Annotated in this window: 23 protein-coding genes; 11 read left to right on the forward strand and 12 right to left on the reverse strand. The window is 69.5% G+C overall.

Annotated elements, in window-relative coordinates; translation table 11 throughout:
- Positions 1-41: 41 nt before the first annotated feature.
- Positions 42-1,598, reverse strand: a complete 1,557-nt coding sequence (locus AR539_RS13970) for a circularly permuted type 2 ATP-grasp protein (RefSeq protein WP_066438036.1) — start codon at positions 1,596-1,598, stop codon at positions 42-44.
- A gap of 174 nt (positions 1,599-1,772) precedes the next feature.
- On the opposite strand from AR539_RS13970, the gene AR539_RS13975 reads away from it, so the two are divergent.
- Both AR539_RS13975 and pepN read left to right on the forward strand, forming a co-directional pair.
- The gene (locus tag AR539_RS13975; RefSeq protein WP_066438038.1) at positions 1,773-2,774 is read left to right on the forward strand and encodes a YeiH family protein; all 1,002 of its coding nucleotides are present in this window, start codon (positions 1,773-1,775) and stop codon (positions 2,772-2,774) included.
- 4 nt (positions 2,775-2,778) lie between these two features.
- A complete protein-coding gene (pepN, locus tag AR539_RS13980; protein ID WP_066438040.1) occupies positions 2,779-5,409 on the forward strand; it encodes an aminopeptidase N in 2,631 nt (876 codons plus the stop codon).
- Between the two features lie 36 nt (positions 5,410-5,445).
- On the opposite strand, the gene AR539_RS13985 is transcribed toward pepN, so the two are convergent.
- The 5 genes from AR539_RS13985 to AR539_RS14005 all read right to left on the reverse strand — a co-directional run bounded on the left by AR539_RS13985 (position 5,446) and on the right by AR539_RS14005 (position 9,532).
- A complete protein-coding gene (locus AR539_RS13985) occupies positions 5,446-6,552 on the reverse strand; it encodes a lipoate--protein ligase family protein (protein WP_066438043.1) in 1,107 nt (368 codons plus the stop codon).
- A gap of 119 nt (positions 6,553-6,671) precedes the next feature.
- Complete coding sequence (locus AR539_RS13990; protein WP_024365679.1) at positions 6,672-6,929, reverse strand: type B 50S ribosomal protein L31; 258 nt, start codon at positions 6,927-6,929, stop codon at positions 6,672-6,674.
- A gap of 178 nt (positions 6,930-7,107) precedes the next feature.
- On the reverse strand, positions 7,108-7,917 hold the full coding sequence (locus AR539_RS13995; protein ID WP_066438046.1) for a TrmH family RNA methyltransferase: 810 nt from the start codon (positions 7,915-7,917) through the stop codon (positions 7,108-7,110).
- Between the two features lie 25 nt (positions 7,918-7,942).
- Positions 7,943-8,728, reverse strand: a complete 786-nt coding sequence (locus tag AR539_RS14000) for a sulfite exporter TauE/SafE family protein (protein WP_066438047.1) — start codon at positions 8,726-8,728, stop codon at positions 7,943-7,945.
- Positions 8,729-8,746: 18 nt separating this feature from the next.
- Positions 8,747-9,532 carry an ABC transporter ATP-binding protein gene (locus AR539_RS14005; RefSeq protein ID WP_066438049.1) on the reverse strand — a complete coding sequence of 262 codons (786 nt, stop codon included), beginning with the start codon at positions 9,530-9,532 and terminating at the stop codon, positions 8,747-8,749.
- A gap of 166 nt (positions 9,533-9,698) precedes the next feature.
- Here AR539_RS14005 and serB point away from each other — a divergent pair, with 166 nt between their 5' ends.
- Positions 9,699-10,604 (forward strand): phosphoserine phosphatase SerB, encoded by a 906-nt coding sequence (gene serB, locus AR539_RS14010; protein ID WP_066438052.1) that lies wholly within the window; start codon positions 9,699-9,701, stop codon positions 10,602-10,604.
- Positions 10,605-10,720: 116 nt separating this feature from the next.
- On the opposite strand, the gene AR539_RS14015 is transcribed toward serB, so the two are convergent.
- The gene (locus tag AR539_RS14015; protein ID WP_066438058.1) at positions 10,721-11,473 is read right to left on the reverse strand and encodes an SDR family oxidoreductase; all 753 of its coding nucleotides are present in this window, start codon (positions 11,471-11,473) and stop codon (positions 10,721-10,723) included.
- A gap of 201 nt (positions 11,474-11,674) precedes the next feature.
- Here AR539_RS14015 and AR539_RS14020 point away from each other — a divergent pair, with 201 nt between their 5' ends.
- Complete coding sequence (locus AR539_RS14020) at positions 11,675-12,040, forward strand: DUF5655 domain-containing protein (protein WP_231728618.1); 366 nt, start codon at positions 11,675-11,677, stop codon at positions 12,038-12,040.
- A gap of 81 nt (positions 12,041-12,121) precedes the next feature.
- Here AR539_RS14020 and AR539_RS14025 read toward each other — a convergent pair whose 3' ends face one another.
- Positions 12,122-12,541 carry an Hsp20/alpha crystallin family protein gene (locus tag AR539_RS14025; protein WP_066438061.1) on the reverse strand — a complete coding sequence of 140 codons (420 nt, stop codon included), beginning with the start codon at positions 12,539-12,541 and terminating at the stop codon, positions 12,122-12,124.
- A gap of 95 nt (positions 12,542-12,636) precedes the next feature.
- The gene (locus AR539_RS14030) at positions 12,637-13,362 is read right to left on the reverse strand and encodes a beta-ketoacyl-ACP reductase (RefSeq protein WP_066438065.1); all 726 of its coding nucleotides are present in this window, start codon (positions 13,360-13,362) and stop codon (positions 12,637-12,639) included.
- A 150-nt stretch (positions 13,363-13,512) separates the two neighbouring features.
- On the opposite strand from AR539_RS14030, the gene AR539_RS14035 reads away from it, so the two are divergent.
- Genes AR539_RS14035 through AR539_RS14050 form a run of 4 tightly spaced genes read left to right on the forward strand, consistent with a single transcriptional unit; the run spans position 13,513 to position 15,603 of the window.
- A complete protein-coding gene (locus AR539_RS14035) occupies positions 13,513-13,992 on the forward strand; it encodes a DUF3099 domain-containing protein (RefSeq protein ID WP_066438067.1) in 480 nt (159 codons plus the stop codon).
- A complete protein-coding gene (locus AR539_RS14040; RefSeq protein WP_066438068.1) occupies positions 13,989-14,237 on the forward strand; it encodes a hypothetical protein in 249 nt (82 codons plus the stop codon). Before AR539_RS14035 ends, AR539_RS14040 begins: the two co-directional genes overlap by 4 nt.
- On the forward strand, positions 14,238-15,122 hold the full coding sequence (locus AR539_RS14045) for an SURF1 family cytochrome oxidase biogenesis protein (RefSeq protein ID WP_066438070.1): 885 nt from the start codon (positions 14,238-14,240) through the stop codon (positions 15,120-15,122).
- A gap of 1 nt (position 15,123) precedes the next feature.
- Positions 15,124-15,603, forward strand: a complete 480-nt coding sequence (locus tag AR539_RS14050; RefSeq protein ID WP_066438072.1) for a YbaK/EbsC family protein — start codon at positions 15,124-15,126, stop codon at positions 15,601-15,603.
- 132 nt (positions 15,604-15,735) lie between these two features.
- Here AR539_RS14050 and AR539_RS14055 read toward each other — a convergent pair whose 3' ends face one another.
- Positions 15,736-17,334, reverse strand: a complete 1,599-nt coding sequence (locus tag AR539_RS14055; protein WP_066438073.1) for an ABC-F family ATP-binding cassette domain-containing protein — start codon at positions 17,332-17,334, stop codon at positions 15,736-15,738.
- A gap of 326 nt (positions 17,335-17,660) precedes the next feature.
- On the opposite strand from AR539_RS14055, the gene AR539_RS14060 reads away from it, so the two are divergent.
- The 3 genes from AR539_RS14060 to AR539_RS14070 are packed head-to-tail and all read left to right on the forward strand — an operon-like array spanning position 17,661 to position 19,731.
- Positions 17,661-18,353, forward strand: a complete 693-nt coding sequence (locus tag AR539_RS14060) for a biotin transporter BioY (RefSeq protein WP_066438074.1) — start codon at positions 17,661-17,663, stop codon at positions 18,351-18,353.
- Positions 18,354-18,379: 26 nt separating this feature from the next.
- On the forward strand, positions 18,380-19,111 hold the full coding sequence (locus AR539_RS14065) for an energy-coupling factor ABC transporter ATP-binding protein (RefSeq protein WP_442854414.1): 732 nt from the start codon (positions 18,380-18,382) through the stop codon (positions 19,109-19,111).
- A complete protein-coding gene (locus AR539_RS14070) occupies positions 19,108-19,731 on the forward strand; it encodes an energy-coupling factor transporter transmembrane component T family protein (protein WP_066438083.1) in 624 nt (207 codons plus the stop codon). Before AR539_RS14065 ends, AR539_RS14070 begins: the two co-directional genes overlap by 4 nt.
- A gap of 232 nt (positions 19,732-19,963) precedes the next feature.
- On the opposite strand, the gene AR539_RS14075 is transcribed toward AR539_RS14070, so the two are convergent.
- Positions 19,964-21,166, reverse strand: coding sequence for a thiolase family protein (locus AR539_RS14075; RefSeq protein ID WP_066439997.1), 1,203 nt, complete (start codon positions 21,164-21,166; stop codon positions 19,964-19,966).
- Positions 21,167-21,191: 25 nt separating this feature from the next.
- The gene (locus AR539_RS14080; protein ID WP_066439999.1) at positions 21,192-22,616 is read right to left on the reverse strand and encodes a class I adenylate-forming enzyme family protein; all 1,425 of its coding nucleotides are present in this window, start codon (positions 22,614-22,616) and stop codon (positions 21,192-21,194) included.
- Positions 22,617-22,643: the final 27 nt, after the last annotated feature.

Below are 22,643 nucleotides of genomic sequence, written 5' to 3' on the forward strand. Positions count from 1 at the left end.
AGGGCAGGACAGCGGAACTTCGCACCCGACGGTGCTGCGGCTCATTGCTGCTGCTCCTTCTGGCTGTCGCGCCAGTTGCTTTCAACGGGCCACACTGAGACGCGTTCGCGGACCGTGATGGCCGGGCGCGGCAGGGCCTCCACCGGCACCTCCGGGGAATCGGCCAGGACCCAGGTGTCCTTGGACCCGCCGCCCTGGCTGGAGTTCACAATCAGTGAACCCTCCTTGAGCGCCACCCGGGTGAGGCCGCCCGGCAGGACCCAGACGTCGTCGCCGTCATTGACGGCGAACGGGCGCAGGTCCACGTGGCGGGGGCCGAACTTGTCTCCGCTGAGCGTGGGGACGGTGGACAGCTGCAGCACCGGCTGCGCGATCCAGCCCCGGGGGTCCGTGACGATGCGTTTGCGCAGCGCCTCGAGTTCGTCCGCGGAGGCATCCGGGCCGATGACCAGGCCCTTGCCGCCGGAGCCGTCCACGGGTTTGACCACCAGTTCGTCCAGCCGGTCGAGGACCTCTTCCCGGGCTTCCTTCTCTTCGAGCCGGAAGGTGTCCACGTTGGCGATCACGGGTTCTTCGCTGAGGTAGTAGCGGATCAGGTCCGGGACGTAGCTGTAGACCAGCTTGTCGTCGGCGACGCCGTTGCCCACGGCGTTGGCGATGGTCACGCCTCCGGCGCGGGCCGCGTTGACAAGGCCGGGGCAGCCCAGCATGGAGTCGGCGCGGAACTGCAGCGGGTCCAGGAATTCGTCGTCGATGCGCTTGTAGATCACGTCCACGCGCTGTTCGCCGGCGGTGGTGCGCATGTAGACGCGGTTGCCGCGGCAGATCAGGTCACGCCCCTCGACCAGTTCCACGCCCATGAGGCCGGCGAGCAGGGTGTGCTCGAAGTAGGCGCTGTTGAAGACGCCGGGGGTCAGGACCACCACAGTGGGGTCGTCGACGCCGGACGGTGCCGTTTTGCGCAGGGCCGACAAGAGCCGCCGGGGGTACTCTTCGACCGGGCGGATCAGCTGCTGGCCGAAGGCCTCGGGCAGGCCCTTGGCCATGGCGCGGCGGTTTTCCAGGACGTAGCTGACGCCGGAGGGGACGCGCACGTTGTCCTCCAGGACCCGGAAGGTCCCGGCGGCGTCACGGACGACGTCGATTCCCGAGATGTGCACACGCACCCCGCCGGCGGGTTCGAAGCCGTGCACCTGGCGGTGGAAATGCGCGCTGGTGGTGACGAGCTGGCGCGGGATGACACCGTCGGACACCACGGCCATCTTGTCGTAGACGTCGTTGAGGAACGCCTCGAGGGCGCGCACGCGCTGCGCCACACCCTTCTCCAGGACCGTCCACTCGTCGGCCGGGATGACCCGGGGCACGATGTCGAGCGGGAAGGGACGCTCCTCCCCCGCGAAGTCGAAGGTGACGCCGCGGTCCAGGAAGGTCCGCGCCATGGAATCGGCGCGGGCGGTGACGTCGGCAAGCGACAGTTCACGCAGGGCTCCAGCGACCTGGCCGTACGACTTCCGGGCCTGCTGCCCGGGGGTGAACATCTCGTCGTAGGCGCCGGTGCGGTCGGCGGCCACGGAGTAATCCTGGAATAGGTCAGACATGGTTCCTAGACAATCACTTTTTTGTTGCGAAATCATTTCCGGCCGCCCGCGCGGGGCGCCCGCTGTGCCGGTAGCGGCATTTCCGCCCGGTTGAGGCAAGGTAGGTGCGTGCCTGTCTTTCCTTCTTCACCGCGGCCCGGCGCCACTCCGCCGCCCCGACCGTTACCGGGACCGTTGCCCGGCCCGGTTGCGGCCACGGTACCCGGCCTGCTGGCCGCCGCGGCCGCCGTCGTCCTGGCCCTGGCCGTCCACATCCTGGTTCCGGTCCTTCCGGCCATGACGCTGGCCGTGGCGTTCGGGCTGCTCGCCGCTAACATCCCCGGGCTCTCCGGCTGGACAGCAGGGCGGGGACGGGCGGGCCTGGACTTCGCCGGCAAGCACCTGATGCGCGCCGGCATCGTGATCCTGGGCCTGAAAGTCAGCCTGGGGGACGTGCTCGGGCTCGGCTGGGAATCGCTGCTGCTGATCACGGGCGTGGTGCTCGCCGCCTTCGCCGGGACGTACGGCATCGGCCGGCTGTTCCGGCTGCCGCCGCATGTCTCGCTGCTGGTTGCCACCGGGTTTTCCATCTGCGGGGCATCTGCCATCGGGGCCATGGCGGCCGTGCGCCGGATCCGCCAGGCCGACACCGTCCTTCCGGTGGCTCTGGTCACCCTGTGCGGCACCCTGGCCATCGGGGTGCTGCCGCTGCTTATCCGGCCGCTGGGCCTCAGCCCGGAGGTCTTCGGCGCGTGGGCCGGCGCTTCCGTGCACGACGTCGGCCAGGTGGTGGCCACCGCCCAGACCGCAGGGGCCTCGGCGCTGGCGGTCGCCGTCGTCGTCAAACTCACCCGCGTGATCCTGCTGGCGCCCATCACCGCCGCCGCGGGGCTGCACCACCGCAGCACCGCCGGCGCCGGCGAAGGCATGAAGCGTCCGCCGATTGTCCCGCTGTTCGTGCTCGGGTTCGTCGCCTTCGCGGCCCTGCGCTCCACCGGGTGGCTCTCCCCCGCAGCCCTCGACGCCGCCGCCGTGCTGCAGGACATCGCCCTCGGAATGGCCCTGTTCGGACTGGGCTCGGCGGTGCGCGTGGGCCAGCTGCTGCACACCGGGACACGGGCGCTGCTGGCCGCCCTGGCGTCCTGGCTGCTGATCGCCGCACTGGGCCTGGGCGCCGCGTTCCTCATGATTAGATAGCTGGGTGCCGAACCAGAACCTGCGCCGCGATGAAGCCGCAACCCGCTCTGCCCTGATCACCACCCACAGCTATGACGTCACCCTGGACGTCCGGCAGGCTGCCGATCCGGACGTCGCCGGCTACCCGAGCCGCAGCGTGATCACCTTCTCCGCTGCCCGCCCCGGCGCCTCCACGTTTCTGGACTTCATCGGCAGCGACGTGCACAGCGTCGTCCTCAACGGCGCGGACCTTCCGGTGGCCGACGTCGTGGACGGCGCCCGGATCCGGCTGGACAACCTCCAGGCGGAGAACCAGGTGACTGTGATGGCCACGGCGCGGTACAGCACATCCGGGGAAGGCATGCACCGCTTCTTCGACCCGGCCGACGGCCAGTGCTACCTCTACACCCAATACGAGCCCGCGGACGCGCGCCGGGTGTTCGCCAACTTCGAACAGCCGGACCTCAAGGCAGAATTCACCTTCCATGTGCTGGCACCGTCCGCGTGGCAGGTCTCCTCCAACGGAACCGAAACCCGGCGGACGCCGCTGACGGACCGGCCGGGCACCAGTTGCTGGGACTTCGCCCCCACCCGGCGGATGTCCACGTACATCACCACCGTCCTGGCGGGCCCGTACTTCAAGGCCGAGGATTCCTGGTGCGGAACGCTCGACGACGGCACCACCCTGGAGGTGCCGCTGGCGCTGTACTGCCGTGCCTCGATGGCGCCGTCCTTTGACACCGCCGCACTGATGGACCTCACCAAGAACGGCCTGGACTTCTTCAACCGCCTCTTTGACTTCCCGTACCCGTGGGGCAAGTACGAGCAGGCCTTCGTGCCGGAATACAACCTCGGCGCCATGGAGAACCCCGGCCTCGTGACGTTCACGGAAAGCTACGTCTTCACCTCCCGGGCGGCCGACTCCCAGTACCAGGCCCGAGCGAACACGCTGCTGCACGAGATGGCGCACATGTGGTTCGGCGACCTGGTCACCATGCAGTGGTGGGACGACCTGTGGCTGAAGGAGTCCTTCGCGGACTACATGGGAACCCTCGGCGTGGACCGCACCACGGCCTGGGACACCGCCTGGGTGAATTTTGCCAACAACCGCAAGGCCTGGGCCTACGTGCAGGACCAGCTGCCCACCACGCACCCGATCGTCGCCGACATCCCCGACCTGGAAGCTGCCAAGCAGAACTTCGACGGCATCACCTACGCCAAGGGCGCCTCGGTGCTCAAACAGCTGGTGGCCTACGTGGGCTTCGACGCGTTCATCGACGGGTCGCGCCGGTACTTCAAAGAGCACGCCTACGGCAACACCACCCTGGCTGACCTGCTGGCCGCGCTCAGCACCGCCTCGGGCCGGGACCTCGCGGACTGGGCCCGCCAGTGGCTGCAGACCTCCGGCATCTCCACCCTCACGGCCGGGATCGAGGAGCACGACGGCGTGCTGGGCACCGTGACCCTGCACCAGGACGCCGAGGATCCGACGACGGGCCGGCAGGAGCCGCGGCCGCACCGGCTGCGCATCGGCCTGTACGACCTGGACGAGGCCGGGGCCCTGGTCCGCACCGGGAGCGTCGAAACCGACGTCGCCGGCGCCCGCACCGAGGTGCCCGCGCTCGCGGGCCGGTCGCGGCCCGCCCTGCTGCTGGTCAACGACGAGGACCTCAGCTACGCCAAGGTCCGGCTGGACCCGCAGTCCGAAGCGACGGTCCGCAGCTCGCTCGGCGCGCTCACTGATCCGATGGCCCGGGCCCTGTGCTGGACCGCGCTGTGGGACTCGGCCCGGGACGCCGCCACTCCGGCATCCCTGTACGTCGACGCCGTCGAGCGCTTCGGCCCCGCCGAATCCGGGATCGGCGTGCTGCTGGCCGTCCTGGGCAACGCGTCCACGGCGATCGAACGTTACGTGCCGGCGGCCACCCGGCCGGCCGCGCGCCGCGGTTTCCTGTCCTTCGCCGCCGACCAGCTGCAGCGGGCCGTACCGGGTTCAGACCAGCAGCTGGCTTGGGCCCGCACGGTGGCCGCGGCCAGCCGGTACGACGGCAGCGAACTGGACCTGCTCCGCGGCATCCTTGACGGCAGCACGGTCATCGAGGGTCTCTCCGTCGACGCCGAGCTGCGCTGGAACTTCTGGCACGCCGTGGCGGCCCACGGCGAAGCCACCGCGGAACAGCTCGAGACGGAACTGGCCCGGGACAACACCGCAGCCGGCAGGGCGGGGCACGCCACCGCCCTCGCGGCCCGGCCCGACGCCGGCGTTAAAGAGGCCGCCTGGCAGGAGGCGGTGCACGGCACCTCGCTGTCCAACCAGCTGCTGAGCGCCACAATCGCGGGTTTCAACACGGCCCCGGCAGCCCAGCTGCGCGGCTTCATTGACCGGTACTTTGCGTGCCTGGAGGAGGTGTGGGCCGGGCGCAGCATTGAAATCGCCAGCCGGATCGTCCGCGGGCTCTACCCGACGGGGCAGGATCTGGACGGGCAGGATCCGGACGGGCAGGGGTCGGGAGCCACGCCGGACACCCACCCCGTGATTGTCCAAACGGACGCATGGCTTGCCGCGCACCCGGAGGCACCGCGCGCGCTGCGCCGCATCATCATCGAACAGCGCAGCCACCTGCACCGCGCCCTCACCGCGCAGGCCGCCGGCTAATCCGACGAGCTCCCGGAGGTACGGGAGGGCCGGGCCTTACGGGACGCGGTGCAGCCACTCCGGCGTGCCGAACTTGGCTTCCACCCGCTGCTGCGCGGCGGCGAGGTCCGCGTCGGTGAGTTCCGACGGTGTTGCCGAGTAGCGTTCCGCAAAGACGTCCATCATGGCCGCGACAATCTCCGCCCGCGCCAGTCCGGTCTGCCGGCGGAGCGGGTCCACCCGCTTCTTGGCGCTCCGGGTGCCCTTGTCGGAGAGCTTCTCCTTGCCGATCCGCAGGACCTCCACCATCTTGTCTGCGTCGATGTCGTAGCTCATGGTGACGTGGTGCAGCATGCCGCCGTTCGCGAGCCGCTTCTGCGCCGCTCCCCCGATCTTCCCCTGCTCAGTGGCGATGTCGTTGAGCGGCACGTAGAAGGCGCTGACGCCGATCTTCTCGAGCGCCGCCATCACCCAGGCGTCGAGGAAGCCGTAGGAGTCGGCGAAACTGATGCCGTCCACCAGGGTCTGCGGCAGGTACAGCGAATAGGTGATGCAGTTGCCCGCCTCCATGAACATGGCTCCCCCGCCGCTGATGCGGCGGACCACGCTGATGCCGTGGCGCTCGACGCCGGCCGGATCCAGTTCGTTCCGGACGGACTGGAAGCTGCCGATCACCACGGACGGTTCCTCCCAGTCCCAGAAACGCAGCGTCGGGTTGCGGCGGCCCGCGCCCACCTCCTCGGTGAGGACTTCGTCGAGGGCCACGTTGATGTGGGTGGGCAGCACGGAGGGCGCGATGATGTCCCACTGGTGGTCGGCCCAGGCGGTCGCTTTGGCTAGGGCACGGCGGACGGTAACGGCCACGGCGTCGGCGGAGAATCCAAAGAGCACCGCATCGGTGGGCAGGGCCGCCGCCACAGCGGCGGAGATGTCCGCGGCGGAGGACTCGGCGGGGAGGCCGGTGAGCGCCTGGTTGATCGCCGGCAGCGCCTCGTCCGGCTCCAGGAAGAAGTCCCCGCTGAGCGAGACGTTCGCGAGGACCCCGCCGGCGATGTCGAAATCGGCCACCACGAGTTTGCCCCCGGGAACCTTGTACTCCCCGTGGCGGCGGGTCCCGCCGTCGTCAGCGCTGCTGGGGCCGGGCACGATGTTCAGGGAAGTCATGCCGTTAATCCTGCCACGCGGCGCACGGCACTACAGACACAGGGACACTACGGACGCCAGGACGCAAAAAGCCCGCACCGTTGCCGGTGCGGGCTTTTACAAGACCTTGGGGAGAAGTATTACTTCTTGCCGCCGAAGCCCTTGAAGCGAGCGTTGAAGCGCTCGACGCGGCCTGCGGAGTCCATGATGCGCTGCTTGCCCGTGTAGAACGGGTGGGACTCGGAGGAGATTTCGACGTCGATGACCGGGTAGGTGTTTCCGTCTTCCCACTCGATGGTCTTCTTGGAAGACACGGTGGACTTGGTCAGGAACTTGACGCCGGAAGCCAGGTCGTTGAAAACAACAGCTTCGTACTTCGGGTGGGTATCAGACTTCATAATGGGACCTTTGTTCACGCAACTGGATTTTGCCAGCTGCCAGGTATGAATGGGATGGCCGGCGGAAGTGACCGGACGGCCAGCTATCCATCATAGCCGATCGCCGCCGGGCTGACGAACGCCCGCCGGCCCTGCCGGAGCATCCTTGCCGCACGTCAGCGGCGCCCCGGCGGTCCGGTCAGTCCCTGGACCGCAGCTCCCAGAATGCGACGGCGGACGCCGCCGCGACGTTGAGCGAGTCCACGCCGGCGCGCATGGGGATCTTGACGGCGAGATCGACGGCGGCCAGGGTGGCGTCGCTCATCCCGGCGCCCTCGGTGCCGAGGACCAGGGCCAGTTTGTCCGGCCGGCGGGCCGCCAGGTCATCGACGTCGACGGCGTCGCCGGTGAGCTCCAGCGCCGCGACGGTGAAACCGTGGTCCTGCAGCACCCGCAGGTCCCCCGGCCAGTCCTCCAGCCGGGCCCACGGCACCTGGAACACCGTTCCCATGCTCACCCGGACACTGCGGCGGTACAGCGGGTCCCCGCAGCGCGGGGACACCAGGACGGCGTCGATCCCCAGCGCGGCGGCGGAACGGAAGATCGCGCCGACGTTGGTGTGGTCCACGATGTCCTCCAGGACGGCCACCCGCCGTGCGCCCGCGAGGAGTTCCGGCAGCGGCACCGGTGCCGGACGCTGCATCGCGGCCATGGCGCCGCGGTGGAGGTGGAACCCGGTGATGGCCTCCAGGAGCGCGGCGGAGCCGATATAGGCGGGCACATCCGGGTACTGCTCGAAGACGTCCGCGAGGTCCTCGACCCACTTCTCGGCGAGGAAGAAGGAACGCGGCCGGTGTCCCGCGGCGAGGGCGCGGCGGAGCACCCGGGAGGACTCGGCGATGTACATGCCCTCGACGGGCTCCCGGAGCTTGCGCAGGTGCACATCCGTGAGCTGCGTGTAGTCCGAGACGCGCGGGTCGTCGGCGGAGTCGAGGTGGTGGAAGGTCACTGGCGGGCCGTTTCAGTCGGGAGGATCACTGGAAGAGGTTCGCGACCATAAACCCGAGGGCAACGAGGCCCAGGACGAAAATCACGCCGCGCAGGACCACCGGGGACAGCTTGCGCCCCACCTTGGACCCGATCACGCCGCCAATCAGCGAGCTGACGGCGATCAGGCCCACGACGGTCCAGTCGATCCGGCCGAAGGCGAACAGCAGGTACGAGGCTGCGGCCACCACGTTGACGCCCAGGACCAGGATGTTCTTCATGGCGTTGGCGTTCTGGATGGTGCCTGTCATAAAGACGCCGAGGATGCCGACCAGCAAGATGCCCTGGGCGGCGACGAAGTATCCGCCGTACACGCCGGCGAGGTATACGAGGACCACCAGGAGCACGCCATGGCTGCGGTCGCGGATGGCGTGTTCGGGGTTCTGTTCCCGGTTCCGGACCCACTGCTGCAGCCGGGGCTGGAACGCCACCATCAGCAGCGCCAGCACAATCAGCACAGGGGCGGCGTAGTGGAAGACCTGTTCCGGCAGGTGCAGCAGCAGGTAAGCCCCGGTGATGCCGCCCAGCAGCGAGGCGGGGAGCAGCTTCAGCAGCTGCCCGCCGCGTCCGGTGAGTTCCTTGCGGTAACCCCAGGCGCCCGCGGCGTTACCGGCAACCAGGCCCATCGCGTTGCTGATGGAGGCGGTGACGGGTGCGTAGCCCAGGGCGATCAGCACCGGGAAGGTCACCAGGGTGCCGGAACCCACCACACTGTTGATGGTTCCGGCCCAGAGCCCGGCGAAGAAAATGAAGACGCTGTTAAGGTACTCCACGCGCGGTCAGAGGCCCGCTCAGCGGCGGGCGGTGGCCGTGTACCGGCCGGCGGTGACACTGACGTCCAGCGGCATGCCGAACGTTTCGCTCAGGTTTTCCGCGGTGAGGACGCTGTCGATCGGGCCCTGGGCCACCACGCCGCCGTCACGCATCAGCAGGGCGTGCGTAAAGCCCGGCGGGACTTCTTCGAGGTGGTGGGTCACCAGCACAATGACCGGGGCGTCCTCGTCACGCGCCAGGGCGCTCAGCCGGTAGACCAGGTCCTCGCGGCCGGCCAGGTCCAGCCCGGCGCCGGGCTCGTCCAGGAGCAGCAGCTCCGGATCCGTCATCAGGGCCCGGGCGATCTGGACGCGCTTGCGCTCCCCCTCCGAGAGGGAGGAGAACGGCCGGTTGAGCAGCGGGCCCATGCCCCATTCGTTCAGCAGGGCGAAGGCGCGGCGTTCGTCGTCCTTCTCGTAGCCCTCGCGCCACCGGCCGGTGACGCCGTAGGCGGCGGTCACGACGACGTTGAGGACCTTTTCCTGCTCCGGGATCTGGTTGGCCAGGGCAGCGGAGGACAGGCCGATCCGGGGCCGGAGTTCAAAGACGTCGACGGCGCCGAGGATCTCCTCGAGGACACCGGCCATGCCGCTGGTGGGGTGGATGCGTGCCGCGGCGATCTGCAGCAGTGTGGTCTTGCCGGCGCCGTTGGGGCCAAGGATCACCCAGCGTTCGCCTTCCCGGACCTGCCAGTCGACCTTGTCCAGGAGGGTTTTTGCCCCACGGACAACGCTGACGGCGGCCAATTCAAGAACATCACTCATAGGAGTAGACACTAGGACATAAAAGCGGACGACTGATAACCGGAACGCCGGGCCTGAACTGCTCTCCCACCTGCGGCGCGCCTGCGGCGCGGCGTCCGGCCGCCGGCGCGTCACCGGTGCGCAACGAATTCGGGCCCTCCTTCGCGCGATCGCTAGGATTGCAGGCATGAACCTGTTCGTGACCGCAGTCAGCTATGCCCCGAAACTGACCGCTCCGGAGGTGCAGCGGCTCCGTACGGTGCTTGCCGCCTCCGGTGTGGCTCTGGAGGAGGGAACCACCACCGGAGACACCCGGTTCGAGGTCTACACGGCGGACGGCAGCTTCGCCCCTGCCGCCGGCCCCGGCCAGGAGGCTGCGCTGGCCGGACTGCGCCGGGCCGTTGCGGCCGCCGGACCTGCCGGCGGGGACCTGGCGATCGTCCCCGCGTCGCTGCGCCGCGCGCAGCGGAAGTTCCTCATCATGGACGTGGACTCCACGCTGATCCAGCAGGAGGTCATTGAACTGCTTGCCGCCTATGCCGGCAAGAAAGAGGAAGTTACGGCCGTGACGGAGGCGGCCATGCGCGGCGAGTTGGACTTCGCCCAGAGCCTGCACGCCCGGGTGGCGGTGCTCGCCGGGCTGCCGGCCGACGTCGTTGATTCCGTCCGCGCCGAGGTCAGGCTGAGCCTCGGAGCCGCTGAGCTTGTGGCCGCCTTCCAGGCTGCCGGGCACGTGGTGGCCGTGGTGTCCGGCGGCTTCAACCAGATCCTCGGCCCCATCGCGGAGGACCTGGGGCTGGACTACTGGATCGCCAATGAGCTCGAAATCGTTGACGGGGCGCTGACTGGGAAGGTGATCGGCGACGTCGTCGACAGGGCAGCGAAGGAACGGTATCTGCGCGCCTGGGCGGCCAAGGAAGGCATTCCGATGGAGCACACCATTGCCGTAGGCGACGGTGCCAACGACCTGGACATGCTGGGCGCCGCGGGCATCGGGGTGGCGTTTAACGCCAAACCGGCGGTCCGGGCCGCAGCCGACGCCGCGGTGAACCTGCCGTACCTGGACGCCGTGCGGCACATCGCCGGCGTCTGACGTGCACTCAACACCGTATTAGAGACCGGCAGCGGCCGGGTAAACGGAAGGCCGGGGCAGCCGCCCCGGCCTTCTTTCGTATCCGATCCCCGGGTTTCCCCTGGATCCGCGGGTGCCTAGTTGGCGCCCTTGGTGAAGTAGTCGGATCCGCCGACGTACTCGGTGTGGCCGGTCTCGACGTCGGCGGTGGCCATCTTGGCGACCTCAGCGGCGAACTCCGTCACGGAGTACAGCTTCCCGGCCTCGGCGCGGCGCGCCTCGATGGCACCCGGGTTGGAGCGGTCCAGCAGGGTGGCCGTGACCGTGCCCTCGATCATGTCGCCGGAGACGACAACGAGGGAGATGCCCTTGGCGGCCAGGTCCGGCACGAGTTCGCGCAGTGCGTCCTCGCCGGCGCGCTTGCTGCGGGCAACGGGCTCGTAGTTCTCCATGGTGGGAACAGAGTTGATGAAGTGGGCCTGGTGGCTGGTTACGAAGACAACCCGCGATCCCTCGGCCATCAGCGGCACGGCGGCGTTGAGCATGTTCACCTGCGCGTCGCGGTTGAGCTTGAGGGCGTAGCCCTCCTCCATGCCGGATTCCATTCCACCGGATGCGTTGAGGACCAGGACATCGAGCGAGCCGAAGTTCTCCATGGCGGCGCTGGCCAGGGCCTGCACGCCTTCCTGGGTGGTGAGGTCCGCGCCGACGGCGGCAGCGCGGCCGCCGGCCGCCTCGATCTCCGCGACCACCTTGTTGGCGCGCGGCGCCTTCTGGCGGTAGTTCACGACGACGGCAGCACCCTCGGCGGCCAGGAGCTTGGCGACTTCAGCACCAATGCCCCTCGATGAACCGGTGACGATCGCGGTCTTGTTATCCAGCAGTCCCATACGAGCTCCTTTGTTCCAAACGTCCAAAAACGGTGGGTCTGCACTCAATCATGCCAGCGGCCCCGGTGTTTTCAGTTGTCCGGGTCCCACAAAGAAGCTGCGGCAGGCTGTTACGGAACCGCCCCCGGGCGTAGGCTCACGCGCATGGGATGCCGGCCGCAGGGCGCCGGGGGGTTCCGTGCCTGAGGAAGTGAGCGGAGAGTGAGCGCGGAGTCGACGCCGGAGGAGGTCTTCAGTGGCTCACCCCGCGGCCTGGAGCTGTTCCACGCGGTGCAGGAGCTGCTGGCAGGGAACCCGCCGGCGGCAATCCGGGCCACCAAAAGCCAGGTGGCGTTCCGCGCCCGGCGCGGCTTCGCCTACCTCTGGTGGCCCGGCCGCTATGTGGATTCCGACGTTCCCGCCGTCCTGTCGATCGCGCTGCCGCGGCACATCGATTCCGACAGGTTCAAGGAAGTGGTCAACCCGTCCCCCGGGGTCTGGATGCACCACCTGGAACTGCGCACCGCGGACGAGCTGGACGCTGACGTCCTGGCCTGGCTGCGGGAGGCGCAGGCGGCGGCAGGCTGAGGACGGCAGCCGGCACGCAAACGGGGCGGGCGGACCGGTGACGTCCGCCCGCCCCGTTGCGCGTGCGTTGTTGGTGGCCGGCTACGTGTGGTCGATCCGGATCTTCTTGGCCGTCGCGTCCGGGGCGGCCACGGGCGCGGGGGCGCGCACCTCGAGGACACCGTCCTTGTAGGTGGCGGTGATGTCCTCTTCCCTGGCCCCCGGGGGCAGCGCAACACTGCGGGTGAAGGATCCGTACCGGAATTCCGAGCGGTAGCCGTCCTTGCCCTTGTGCTCGGACTTCTCCTCACGTTCAGCCCGGATGTGCAGCATGCCTTCACTCACGGAGACGTCCACATCCTTGTCAGGGTCGATCCCCGGCACCTCGGCACGCACCACCAGCGTGCTGCCGTCCACGAACTGCTCGACTTTGATGGACGGCGTCATGGTGAGGTCCCCGTCAAGGAAACGCTTGATCGGTTCCAGTACGTCCGACGGCACCCACTTGTTAAGTTCAGCCACGATTGTCCTCCCGGATCCACGGCCCTGCCCGGAATGGTCAGGGGTTGTAGGCCCATTACACACCCGGGGCCGGACAATACTTAGGGCAAAAAGTCCTAGTGGCCCATCCCAAGGCCGCCGTCCACCGGGATGACGGCGCCGGAGATGTAGGCGGCCTCATCGCTGGCGATCCAGCGGACCACACCGGCCACCTCGGCGGCTTCGGCGAAACGGCCGGCGGGGACCTTGGACAGGTAGTCCTTCTGGGTTGCCTCCGGCAGTTCGGCGGTCATGTCGGTGTTGATGAACCCGGGCGCCACCACGTTGGCGGTGATGCCGCGGCCGCCGAGTTCGCGGGTCAGGGAGCGGGCGATCCCGACCAGACCGGCCTTGGACGCCGAGTAGTTGATCTGGCCCGGGGCGCCGTAGAGGCCCGAGACGGAGGAGATCAGGACCACGCGGCCCTTGCGGGCACGGATCATGCCTTTGGAGGCGCGTTTGATCACCCGGAACGCGCCGGTGAGGTTGGTGTCGATGACCGAGGTGAAATCGTCTTCGCTCATGCGCATCAGGAGGGTGTCCTTGGTGATGCCGGCGTTCGCCACCAGCACCTCCACGGGGCCGTGGGCGGCTTCCACTTCGGTGAACGCCGCATCCACCGAGGCTTCGTCCGTGACATCCGCCTTGACGCCGAGGATGCCCTCGGGGAGCGCCGATTCGCTGCGGTAGGTGACGGCCACCTTGTCACCGTTGGCAAGGAAGGCCTCGGCGATGGCGAGGCCGATTCCGCGGTTTCCGCCGGTGATCAGGACACTGCGGCCGGTGGTTGCTGTTTCAGACATGGTGGGGCTCCGGAATTCTGCGGCGGACGGCGCCGCGGTGGGGGCGGGATTTTCCTGCCTCCGATCTTAGCGCCCGGCCGGCCCGCGTTTGGGCGGCCCTGCCGATGGTGAGAGAATTGCGTTAAGCCTTGGGAGCGTGATCTGACAGCCGTGACACTCAAAAACCGATCCGGTGCGCCTGTGCCCGGGAACCCGGACGTTCCGTCCGGAAATCCGGAGGTTCACAGCATCACGGACGCCGCCACGGCGCATTCCGAAGAGATGCGCCAGCGGATGATCAAGTACGCCGTGGCGATGGGTATCCGCATGGTGTGCCTGGTCCTGATTTTTGTGGTGGACGGCTGGTTCAAAGTCCTGCCGGTCCTCGGCGCCGTGTTCCTGCCCTGGATCGCTGTCATCATTGCCAACGGCAGTGACCAGGCGGAGGTCCACGCCGACTCGCTGCTGGACTACGCGCCGCTGGCCCAACTCGACGCGCCGGCCGCGCCGGCTGCCCCGCAGCCGGAAGACCCGTCGATGACGCTGCTGCAGGGCGAACTCGTCGACGACGAGGAGGCCCCGGAGGACGGCCCGGGCTCCGCCCCGGGAGACTCCGGCACCGGCGACGGCCACAAACGGGCGGCATCATGAATCTCTTTGACCTCACCGGGAACGGCGGAACGGCCGGACCCGCCGGGGCCGTGTGCTCCCGCAAGGCATGCCGGAACGGCGCCGAATGGCAGCTGCTCTGGAACAACCCCAAGATCCACACCCCGGAGCGGCGCAAAATCTGGCTGGCCTGCGGAGAGCACCGGTCCTGGCTCGAGGACTACCTCCAGACCCGCGGGCTCTGGAAAGAAACGTTGGCACTGGACCAGGCAGGCAAGGCACGCTGAATGTACCGTTTTCTCTTCTCCAGCAAATGGCTGGGGTACCTGTTGCTGGCCGCGATTTTTGCGGCCGCCTGCGTCGGGCTGGGCCGGTGGCAGATGGACCGCCGCGCGGAGACCCTCGCCGAGATCAACCGCGTCACCTCCAACTATTCCGCCACGCCTGTCCCGTTCGCCGAGGTCAAGGACCAGTTCAGGGCCCTCGCCGCGGACCGTGAGTGGACGCAGGTGGAGCTGAGGGGCAGTTACGACGTCGACGGGCAGCGTATTGTCCGCAACCGGCCGCTTAACGGCCAGCCCGGCTACGAAGTGGTGGTCCCGTTCCGGGTGGAAACCGGCGAGACCGTGGTGATTGACCGCGGCTGGCTGCCGATCGGCAACAACAACCCGGGCCGCCCGGACTCGGTCCCGGCCCCGCCCCAGGGCACCGTGACCGTGGTCGCCCGCCTCAGGCCCGCCGAGCCCGACCTCCAGCGCGGCGCCCCCGACGGGCAGCTGGCCTCGATCGACCTCGCCGCCTATTCACGCCAGCTCGGCTATCCGGTGCTGACGGGCGCCTACGGGCAGCTGGCGTCCGAAAGCCCGGCGGCGTCGGACATGCCGTTCCCGTTCCCGAAGCCGTCCACCGACGAGGGCACCCACCTGTCCTACTCGCTGCAGTGGTTCGCGTTCGGTGTGCTGATGTTCATCGGCTTTGGCTACGCCGCCCGGCAGCAGGCCCGGAACGCCGCCATCGACGCGGAGGATGCCGAGGCGCAGGGCGCGGACCCGGACGGCGGCGTGATGCATTCCAGCGGTCCGGTGGCCCGCCGCCGTCCAGTCGCACGGAAGCGGAAGAACCCGACCGCGGAGGAAGAGGAAGACGCCATCCTGGATGCCCAGGGATTCTGATATGGCGGAAGGAATCTTTCCGGAGCCCGTGGCCCGGGTGAAGCACGCGCTGGGCGCGCTCGGGGCCAGGGACACCGTCACGGTGCTTGAGTCCCAGGTCCCGACGGCGGCAGCGGCGGCCGCCGCCCTGGGCTGCGACGTCGCGGCCATCACCAACAGCCTCGTGTTCGACCTGGACGGTGCCCCGCTGCTGATCCTGGCCAGCGGCGCGGCCCGGGTGGACGTCGGGAAGGTCGCCGACCGGCTGGGCACGGGACGGATCCGCCGCGCCTCCCCCGGGTTCGTGCTGGCACACACCGGCCAGGAAGTGGGCGGAGTAGCCCCGGTGGGCCACCCGGAAAAGATCCGCACCCTGCTGGATGAGTCCCTCGCAGTCCACTCTGTGCTGTGGGCGGGCGCCGGCGACCACCACTCGATGTTCTCCATCAGCTACAGCGAACTCCAGCGCATCACCGACGCCCGGGAAATGCCCGTCCGGTAGAAACTGACCACGCGGAGTGGCGCCAAACGCACGAGCGCAGCGGCGCGGTCGATTTGTGTAGCGTGCGTCTAAGCGAGGGACGAGCGAGCACGCGGCAAATCGGCCGCGCCGAGGCGCGAAGGTTACCGCGGCCTAGGCCAGCGTGATCAGGTCGAGGTAGTCCTCGTTCCAGTGGTCTTCCACGCCGTCGGGCAGCAGGACCACACGCTCCGGATTGAGCGCCTCCACAGCACCCTCATCGTGGCTGACAAGCACCACGGCGCCGGTGTAGTTGCGCAGCGCGCCGAGGATTTCGGTGCGGCTGGCCGGGTCCAGGTTGTTGGTGGGCTCGTCCAGCAGGAGCACGTTCGCGCTCGACGCCACGATGGTGGCCAGGGCCAGGCGGGTCTTTTCGCCGCCGGAGAGGACACCGGCGGGCTTGTCGACGTCGTCCCCCGAGAACAGGAACGAGCCCAGGATGCCGCGGACTTCCGAGTCGTTCATGTCCGGGGCGGACGAGCGCATGTTCTGCAGGACCGTGCGGTCGACGTCGAGCGTCTCGTGTTCCTGGGCGTAGTAGCCCACCTTCAGGCCATGGCCGGGGATGATCTCGCCGGTGTCCGGCTTGTCGACGCCGGCCAGCATGCGCAGCAGCGTTGTCTTGCCGGCGCCGTTGAGGCCCAGGATGACCACCTTGGAGCCGCGGTCGATCGCGAGGTCCACGTCGGTGAAGATCTCCAGAGAGCCGTAGGACTTGCTCAGGCCGTCCGCCGTCAGCGGGGTCTTGCCGCAGGGCGACGGGTCCGGGAAGCGCAGTGCTGCCACGCGGTCGTTTTCGCGGACCGCCTCGAGCCCGCCCAGGAGGCGTTCGGCGCGCTTGGCCATGTTCTGCGCGGCGACGGCCTTGGTGGCCTTGGCGCGCATCTTGTTGGCCTGGTCCATCAGGACCTGGGCCTTCTTTTCCGCGTTGGCGCGTTCGCGCTTGCGGGCGCGCTCGTCCGTTTCGCGCTGCGTCAGGTACCGCTTCCAGTCCATGTTGTAGAAGTCGATCTGCGCGCGGTTGGCGTCCAGCAGGAACACCTTGTTGACGGTCGCTTCAAGCAGTTCGGTGTCGTGGCTGATCACGATCAGGCCGCCCTGGTGGTTCTTGAGGAACTCACGGAGCCAGGCGATGGAGTCGGCGTCGAGGTGGTTGGTGGGTTCGTCGAGGAGCATGGTCTCGGCGTCGGAGTACAGGATGCGCGCGAGCTCCACGCGGCGGCGCTGGCCGCCGGAGAGGGTCTTGAGCGGCTGGTTCAGCAGGCGGTCCGGCAGGGCGAGGTTCGAGCAGATCGCGGCGGCCTCGGCCTCGGCCGCGTAGCCGCCGGCGGCCAGGAACTCGGATTCCAGGCGGTCGTACCGGTTCATCGCCTTCTTCTGGACCGCGGCGTCCTCGCTGGCCATTTCCTCGTGGGCCAGGCGGAGCTTGCCGACGGCGATGTCCAGGCCGCGGACGGACAGAATCCGGTCCCGGGCGAGCTGCTCCATGTCCGGGGTGCGCGGATCCTGCGGCAGGTAGCCGATTTCGCCGCTGCGGGTCACTTTCCCGGCGGCGGGCAGGCCTTCGCCCGCGAGCACCCGGGTGAGCGTGGTCTTGCCTGCACCGTTACGGCCGACCAGGCCGATCTTGTCTCCCTTGTCGATCCGGAAGCTCACCTGGTCCATGAGGAGGCGGGCGCCGGCGCGCAGTTCGAGATCCTGGACGGTAATCAATGCAGATAAGGCCTTTCACAACAGGGAACGCCGCGGCACACCGGTGGAACTGGAGGCGTGCCGGGACAGGAGGGCCGAGAGAACGGCCCCTTCAAGTCTACCGGCCCGCCCCCAGCCCAGTGACATCGGCCCTGGCAACGGAACCGGCGACGGACCGGCAGCCTCTGGCAACGCTTGGGACGGCGGCCGGGACGGTCTTTGGCGCCGCCCTCCAGCAACCGGGCCGCCGCTTAGTGGGGCCTCTACAAAAAACACCTCCCGCCATGCTCGTACAGTCAGAAAGCAGAGAAGCATGTCCCCCGATCCACGCGTGAAGAGGTACTCCCATGACACAGTCCGACGCCCCCGCCGCTGCTCTCCCCGTCCGGCGGCGCGCCCGCTGGAACGCCACCGACCTGGGGCTCATCGCGGTCTTCGCGGCGCTGGTGGCCGGTTCCGCCCTGATCGCCGCCATCCCCGTGGGGGGCCTCGGGGTCCCCATCACCCTGCAGACCCTCGCCGTGATGCTCACCGGCCTGGCGCTGGGCCCCGGCCGCGCCTTCGCCGCCGTCGGGCTGTATGTCCTTCTGGGCCTCGCCGGGCTGCCGATCTTCAGCGGCGGACGCAGCGGACTCGGGGTCCTCGCCGGCCCGTCGGCCGGGTACATCGTGGGCTTCGTGTTTGCGGCCACGGCGGTGGGCTGGCTGGCCGTCGTCGTGTTCCGCCGCACTGCGGGCCGACTCCGCAGGTTCCGCGCCGCCCTCCTGTTCGCCGCCGCGATGCTGAGCAGCATCATCTTCGTCCACGGCCTGGGCATCCTCGGGATGATGCTCAACGCGAAGCTGGACTTCTCCAAGGCTTTCCTGGCCGACCTGGCCTTCTACCCCGGGGACGTGATCAAGAACGTGCTGGCCGTGACCATTGCCCTGGCGCTCCACAAGGCCTTCCCGGACCTCCTCGTCCGCCGGTCCGTAACGGCCGCCGCCCGCACCAATGCTGCGCCGCAGGCCGCCGGCGCCGGGGCGGACAGCCGGCCGTGAGCACCATCGTCCTGGACCGGGCCGCGGTGCGGGTCGCCGTCGACGGCCGGCCCGTACCCAAGACCCTGCTCAAAGAGCTGAGCCTGCAGCTCACCGAGCAGCGGATCGGCGTGATCGGCGCCAACGGTTCCGGCAAGTCCACCCTGCTGCGGCTCCTCAACGGGCTCGTCGCCCCGAGCAGCGGCACCGTCACGGTGGACGGCGCCGACACTGTCCGGGAGGTGCGGGAGGTGCGGCGGCGCGTCGGTTTCGTGTTCACGGATCCGCTGTCGCAGCTGGTCATGCCGACCGGGCGGGAGGATGTTGAGCTGTCCCTCCGGCGCTCGGTCCGGAATTCCCGGGAGCGCAGCAGCCAGGCGGAGGCCACCCTGGACCGCTTCGGCCTGCTTCCGCTGGCCGACCAGAGCATTTACGAGCTCTCCGGCGGGGAACGGCAGCTGCTGGCCCTCGCGGCGGTCCTCGCCGTGGACCCGGCCGTGCTGGTGCTGGACGAGCCGTCAACCCTCCTGGACCTGCGCAACCGGGAGCTGCTGCGGCGCACCCTGGCCGGGCTCCGCCAGCAGGTCATCCTCTCCACCCACGACCTTGAACTGGCCATGGACCTGGAGCGGGTCCTCGTCGTCGACGCCGGGGCTGTGGTGTTCGACGGCGGCCCGGCAGCCGCCGTCGACCACTACCGGGCGCTGTGCGCCGTGGCTCCGGATGCCGGGGCAGCCAGCGGTGCGGGGCCGGAATCGCCGCGCGTGGAGCAGCTGTGAGCAGCCACGGGTTCCTGCTGGCCAATTACGTGCCCGGCGACTCCCTGCTGCACCGGGCGCCGCTGTGGCTGAAGTTTGTGCTGGTGCTGGCCTGCGGCATGGCGTCGTTCCGGATCGTTGACTGGGCCGTGGCGGCCGCTGTGCTGGTGCTGATGTGCGGCTTGTTCCTGCTGAGCGGCGCGGGGCTGCTGAGGCTGTTCCGCGCTGTCCGGCCGGTGCTGCCGGTGCTGGCTGCGATCGGCCTGTTCCAGTGGTGGCAGCTGGGCGGGCCCACGGCGGCGCGGATTGTGCTCAACGTGCTGGTCTGCATCGTGGCGGCGTCGATCCTCACCGCCACCACACCGGTGCAGCGGCTGCTGGACGGGGTTGCGTCCCTGGCCACGCCGTTCCGGCGCTTCGGGGCGGATCCGGAGCGGTTCGCGCTGACCATCGCCATCATGCTGCGCAGCATCCCGTTCATTGCGGGCGCCTACAGCGACGTCCGCGATTCCGCCCGAGCCCGCGGGCTGGAGCGCAACCCCCGGGCCCTGGTCCTGCCGGTCTTCATCACCACGGTCGCATTTGCCCGGCAGACAGGCGACGCCCTCGCAGCCCGGGGCCTGGGCGAGGCCGAGGACTAGCCACTCCCCGGGACATGCCCTCCCCTGGCCCGGACCAGCGGACATAAGGCCACTATGCTCACGCGCCGCGCTGAAAAATGGGCATGTCCCCCCGGAGAACACCAGCCCCGCACCCCGGCCACGCAGCGCATGCCCTCCCCTGGCCCGGACCACCGGACATAAGGCCACTATGCTCACGCGCCGCGCTGAAGAATGGGCATGTCCCCCGGAGGGGCGGGGTATGGAGCAGCGGCTAGGCGAAGCTGCGGTATTCCAGCAGGGCGGCGGTGCCCATGCCACCGGCGATGCTGATCAAGGCCAGGGCCAGCTGCCCCTCGACCGGGTTGCGGCGGGCCTGCGCCAGCAGCCGGGTGACCAGTACCGCGCCGGAGGCCCCGTAGGCGTGCCCCAGGGCCAGGGCGCCGCCGTCGAGGTTGGCGCGTTCCGGCGGGATGCCCAGCCGGTCCAGGCACGCGAGGGTCTGGGAGGCGAACGCCTCGTTGAACTCCACCAGCCCCACCGCGGCGGCCGGCACACCACACCGGCCGAGCAGGCGTTCGGCCGCGGCGGCCGCCCCCATACCCAGCAGCCCCGGCTCCACGCCGGCCGTGTCCGTGCCGCGGACCAGCAACCCGTCGGCGGCGCCCAGTTCGCGGGCGTGTTCCAGTGACGTGACCACCACCGCGGCCGCACCGTCCGCGTCAAAGCAGGAGTTGCCCGCCGTGACCGTGCCGCCCTCCACAAACGCGGGAGGGAACCGGGCCAGTACAGCCTCCGTGAGGCCCCGGCGCGGGCCGTCGTCGGAGGCGACTGTGCCGCCCGAACCGCCGGGCCCAGGACCGCCGGGCAGCGCCACCATCTCGGCATCAAAGTGTCCCGCGGCGGCGGCCGCGAGGGCGCGCCGGTGGCTGCGGAGGGCCAGCTCGTCCTGCCGTTCGCGGCTGATGCCGGACTGTGCGGCCACGTTTTCCGCGGCCACCCCCATGTCCGGATCGCCGAGCCGTTCCGGCGCGAACTGCGCACGGGAGAAGAACTCGGGGTCACCATGGGAAGTGCGGCGGGCCCGCAAAGGAGCCGTACTGATGCTTTCCACGCCGCCGGCCAGGTAGAGACCACCGTGGAGGCCGCCGCCGGCGGCCACCAGGCGGGACGCCAGCACAATCGCGTCGAGCCCGGAGCCGCACTGCCGGTCCACGGTCAGCCCGGGCACGCTGACGGGCAGGCCTGCCTCCAGCGCCGCCAGCCGCGCCACGTTCCCGCCGCCGCCCACAGCATTGCCGATCACCACGTCCGCCACCAATTCCGGCGCCGCCCCGGTTTCGGCCAGCAGGCTGCGGAGCACGGGAGCCAGCAGGTGGTGGGCCTGGACGGTTTTGAGGGCGGCGTTCGCCCGGCAGATCGGGGTGCGACGGGCGGCAAGGATCACCGGCTGCCGTTCCGCGGGGAGGGAAGCCACATGCGCGGTCCGCGGGGGCTGCCGGTCAGCCAAGGCGCCGGACCCGCGGGTCGTTCAGGGCAATCCAGTCGAGCAGCAGGTCGCGGCTGAGCTTGCCGCGGTCCGTCAGGGGGAGTTCGGCCAGGGCGAAGTATTCCAAGGGCCGTTTGTTGCGGGCCAGCGCATCCTCCACGCCGGCCCGCAGCTGGGTGGCGGTGACCCCGCCGTGCGACGGGACGATGCCGGCCACCACCTTCTGGCCGCGCAGATCGTCGGGGAGGCCGGCGGCCACGGCGGCGGCCACGCCGGGTACCGACGCCAGTGCCAGCTCCACCTCGTGCGGGTAGACGTTGGTGCCGGCGGTGATGATCATGTCCGAGCGGCGGCCCAGCATGTGCAGCGTCCCGGCGTCGAGGTAGCCCTGGTCCCCCACCGTGTGCCAGCCGTCAAAGCTTTGCAGCGCCTGGCCGTCGTCGCCCCACAGGTAGCCGTCACTGACCATGCCGCTGCGGACGCAGATGTTGCCGTCGGCGCCGTCGGGCAGCGGTACCCCGCCGTCGTCGAGGATGCGGATTTCGACGCCGGGAAACGGCTTCCCGATCCCGGTGCCGCGCTGCTCCGGCAGCTGCCCGGGCGGGAGGCCGGCGCCGGAGACGAAGCTGAGCTCCGAGGCGCCGTAGTACTCGAAGATGGTGGCGTTGGGTGCCCAGCGGCGGGCGGCTTCCAGGGTCCGCGCGTCGAGCTTGGAGCCGGCGCAGATGATGCTGCGGATGCCTGAGGCGTCCACGCCGCCGCTCAGTCCGCGTTCGCTGAGGAGCCGGAGCATGGTGGGAACCAGGACCAGCCGCGTGATTCCGTCATGGCTGACCGCTGCATGGGCGTCCCCGACGTCGAACCGGGCCAGGGTGTGGAACTCCGAACCGGCGTACAGGCATTCGGCCAGGGCATAGAGGTTCAGGCTGGCCGCGAGGGGCCCGGGCGCCAGCGTCCGGTCGTCCGCGGCCAGGCCAAAGAACTCGATGGACGCGTCGAAGGACAGCTGCCAGGACCGGCGCGAACGGGTGAAGGCCTTCGGGACGGACGTCGTGCCGGAGGTCAGGCCGATCAGGAAGGGGGTGTCAGGGGGCCCGTCGGCCAGGTCCGGCCCGGTCAAGCGTTCGGATTGCACGCCCGCCCCGGCTGACGTTGCCGGAAGGCTGCCGATCCGGTCCCGGATCCCGTCCTGCAGCTGCTGCGGCCAGGCCGGATCCAGCACGGCGCACTGCCGCTCCCCCGCGACGGCGGCCGCGAACGCGGCGGCGAAGTGCAGCGAGTTCTCCTCCGACAGAACGGTCACCGCGGGCGCGCCCGGCACCAGGGCCGCGGCCGCATCGCGCAGCTCTTCCCAGCTAAGGCGCTGCCCGGCCACGACGACGGCGGTCGCGTCGGGGCGGTCGTCGGCCCAGCGCTGGAGTCTGTCGAGGAAAGGCATCAGACCAACTTTACCGGCCGGGGGCGG

The organism is Arthrobacter sp. EPSL27 (assembly GCF_001512305.1).
Taxonomy (GTDB): Bacteria; Actinomycetota; Actinomycetes; order Actinomycetales; family Micrococcaceae; genus Arthrobacter.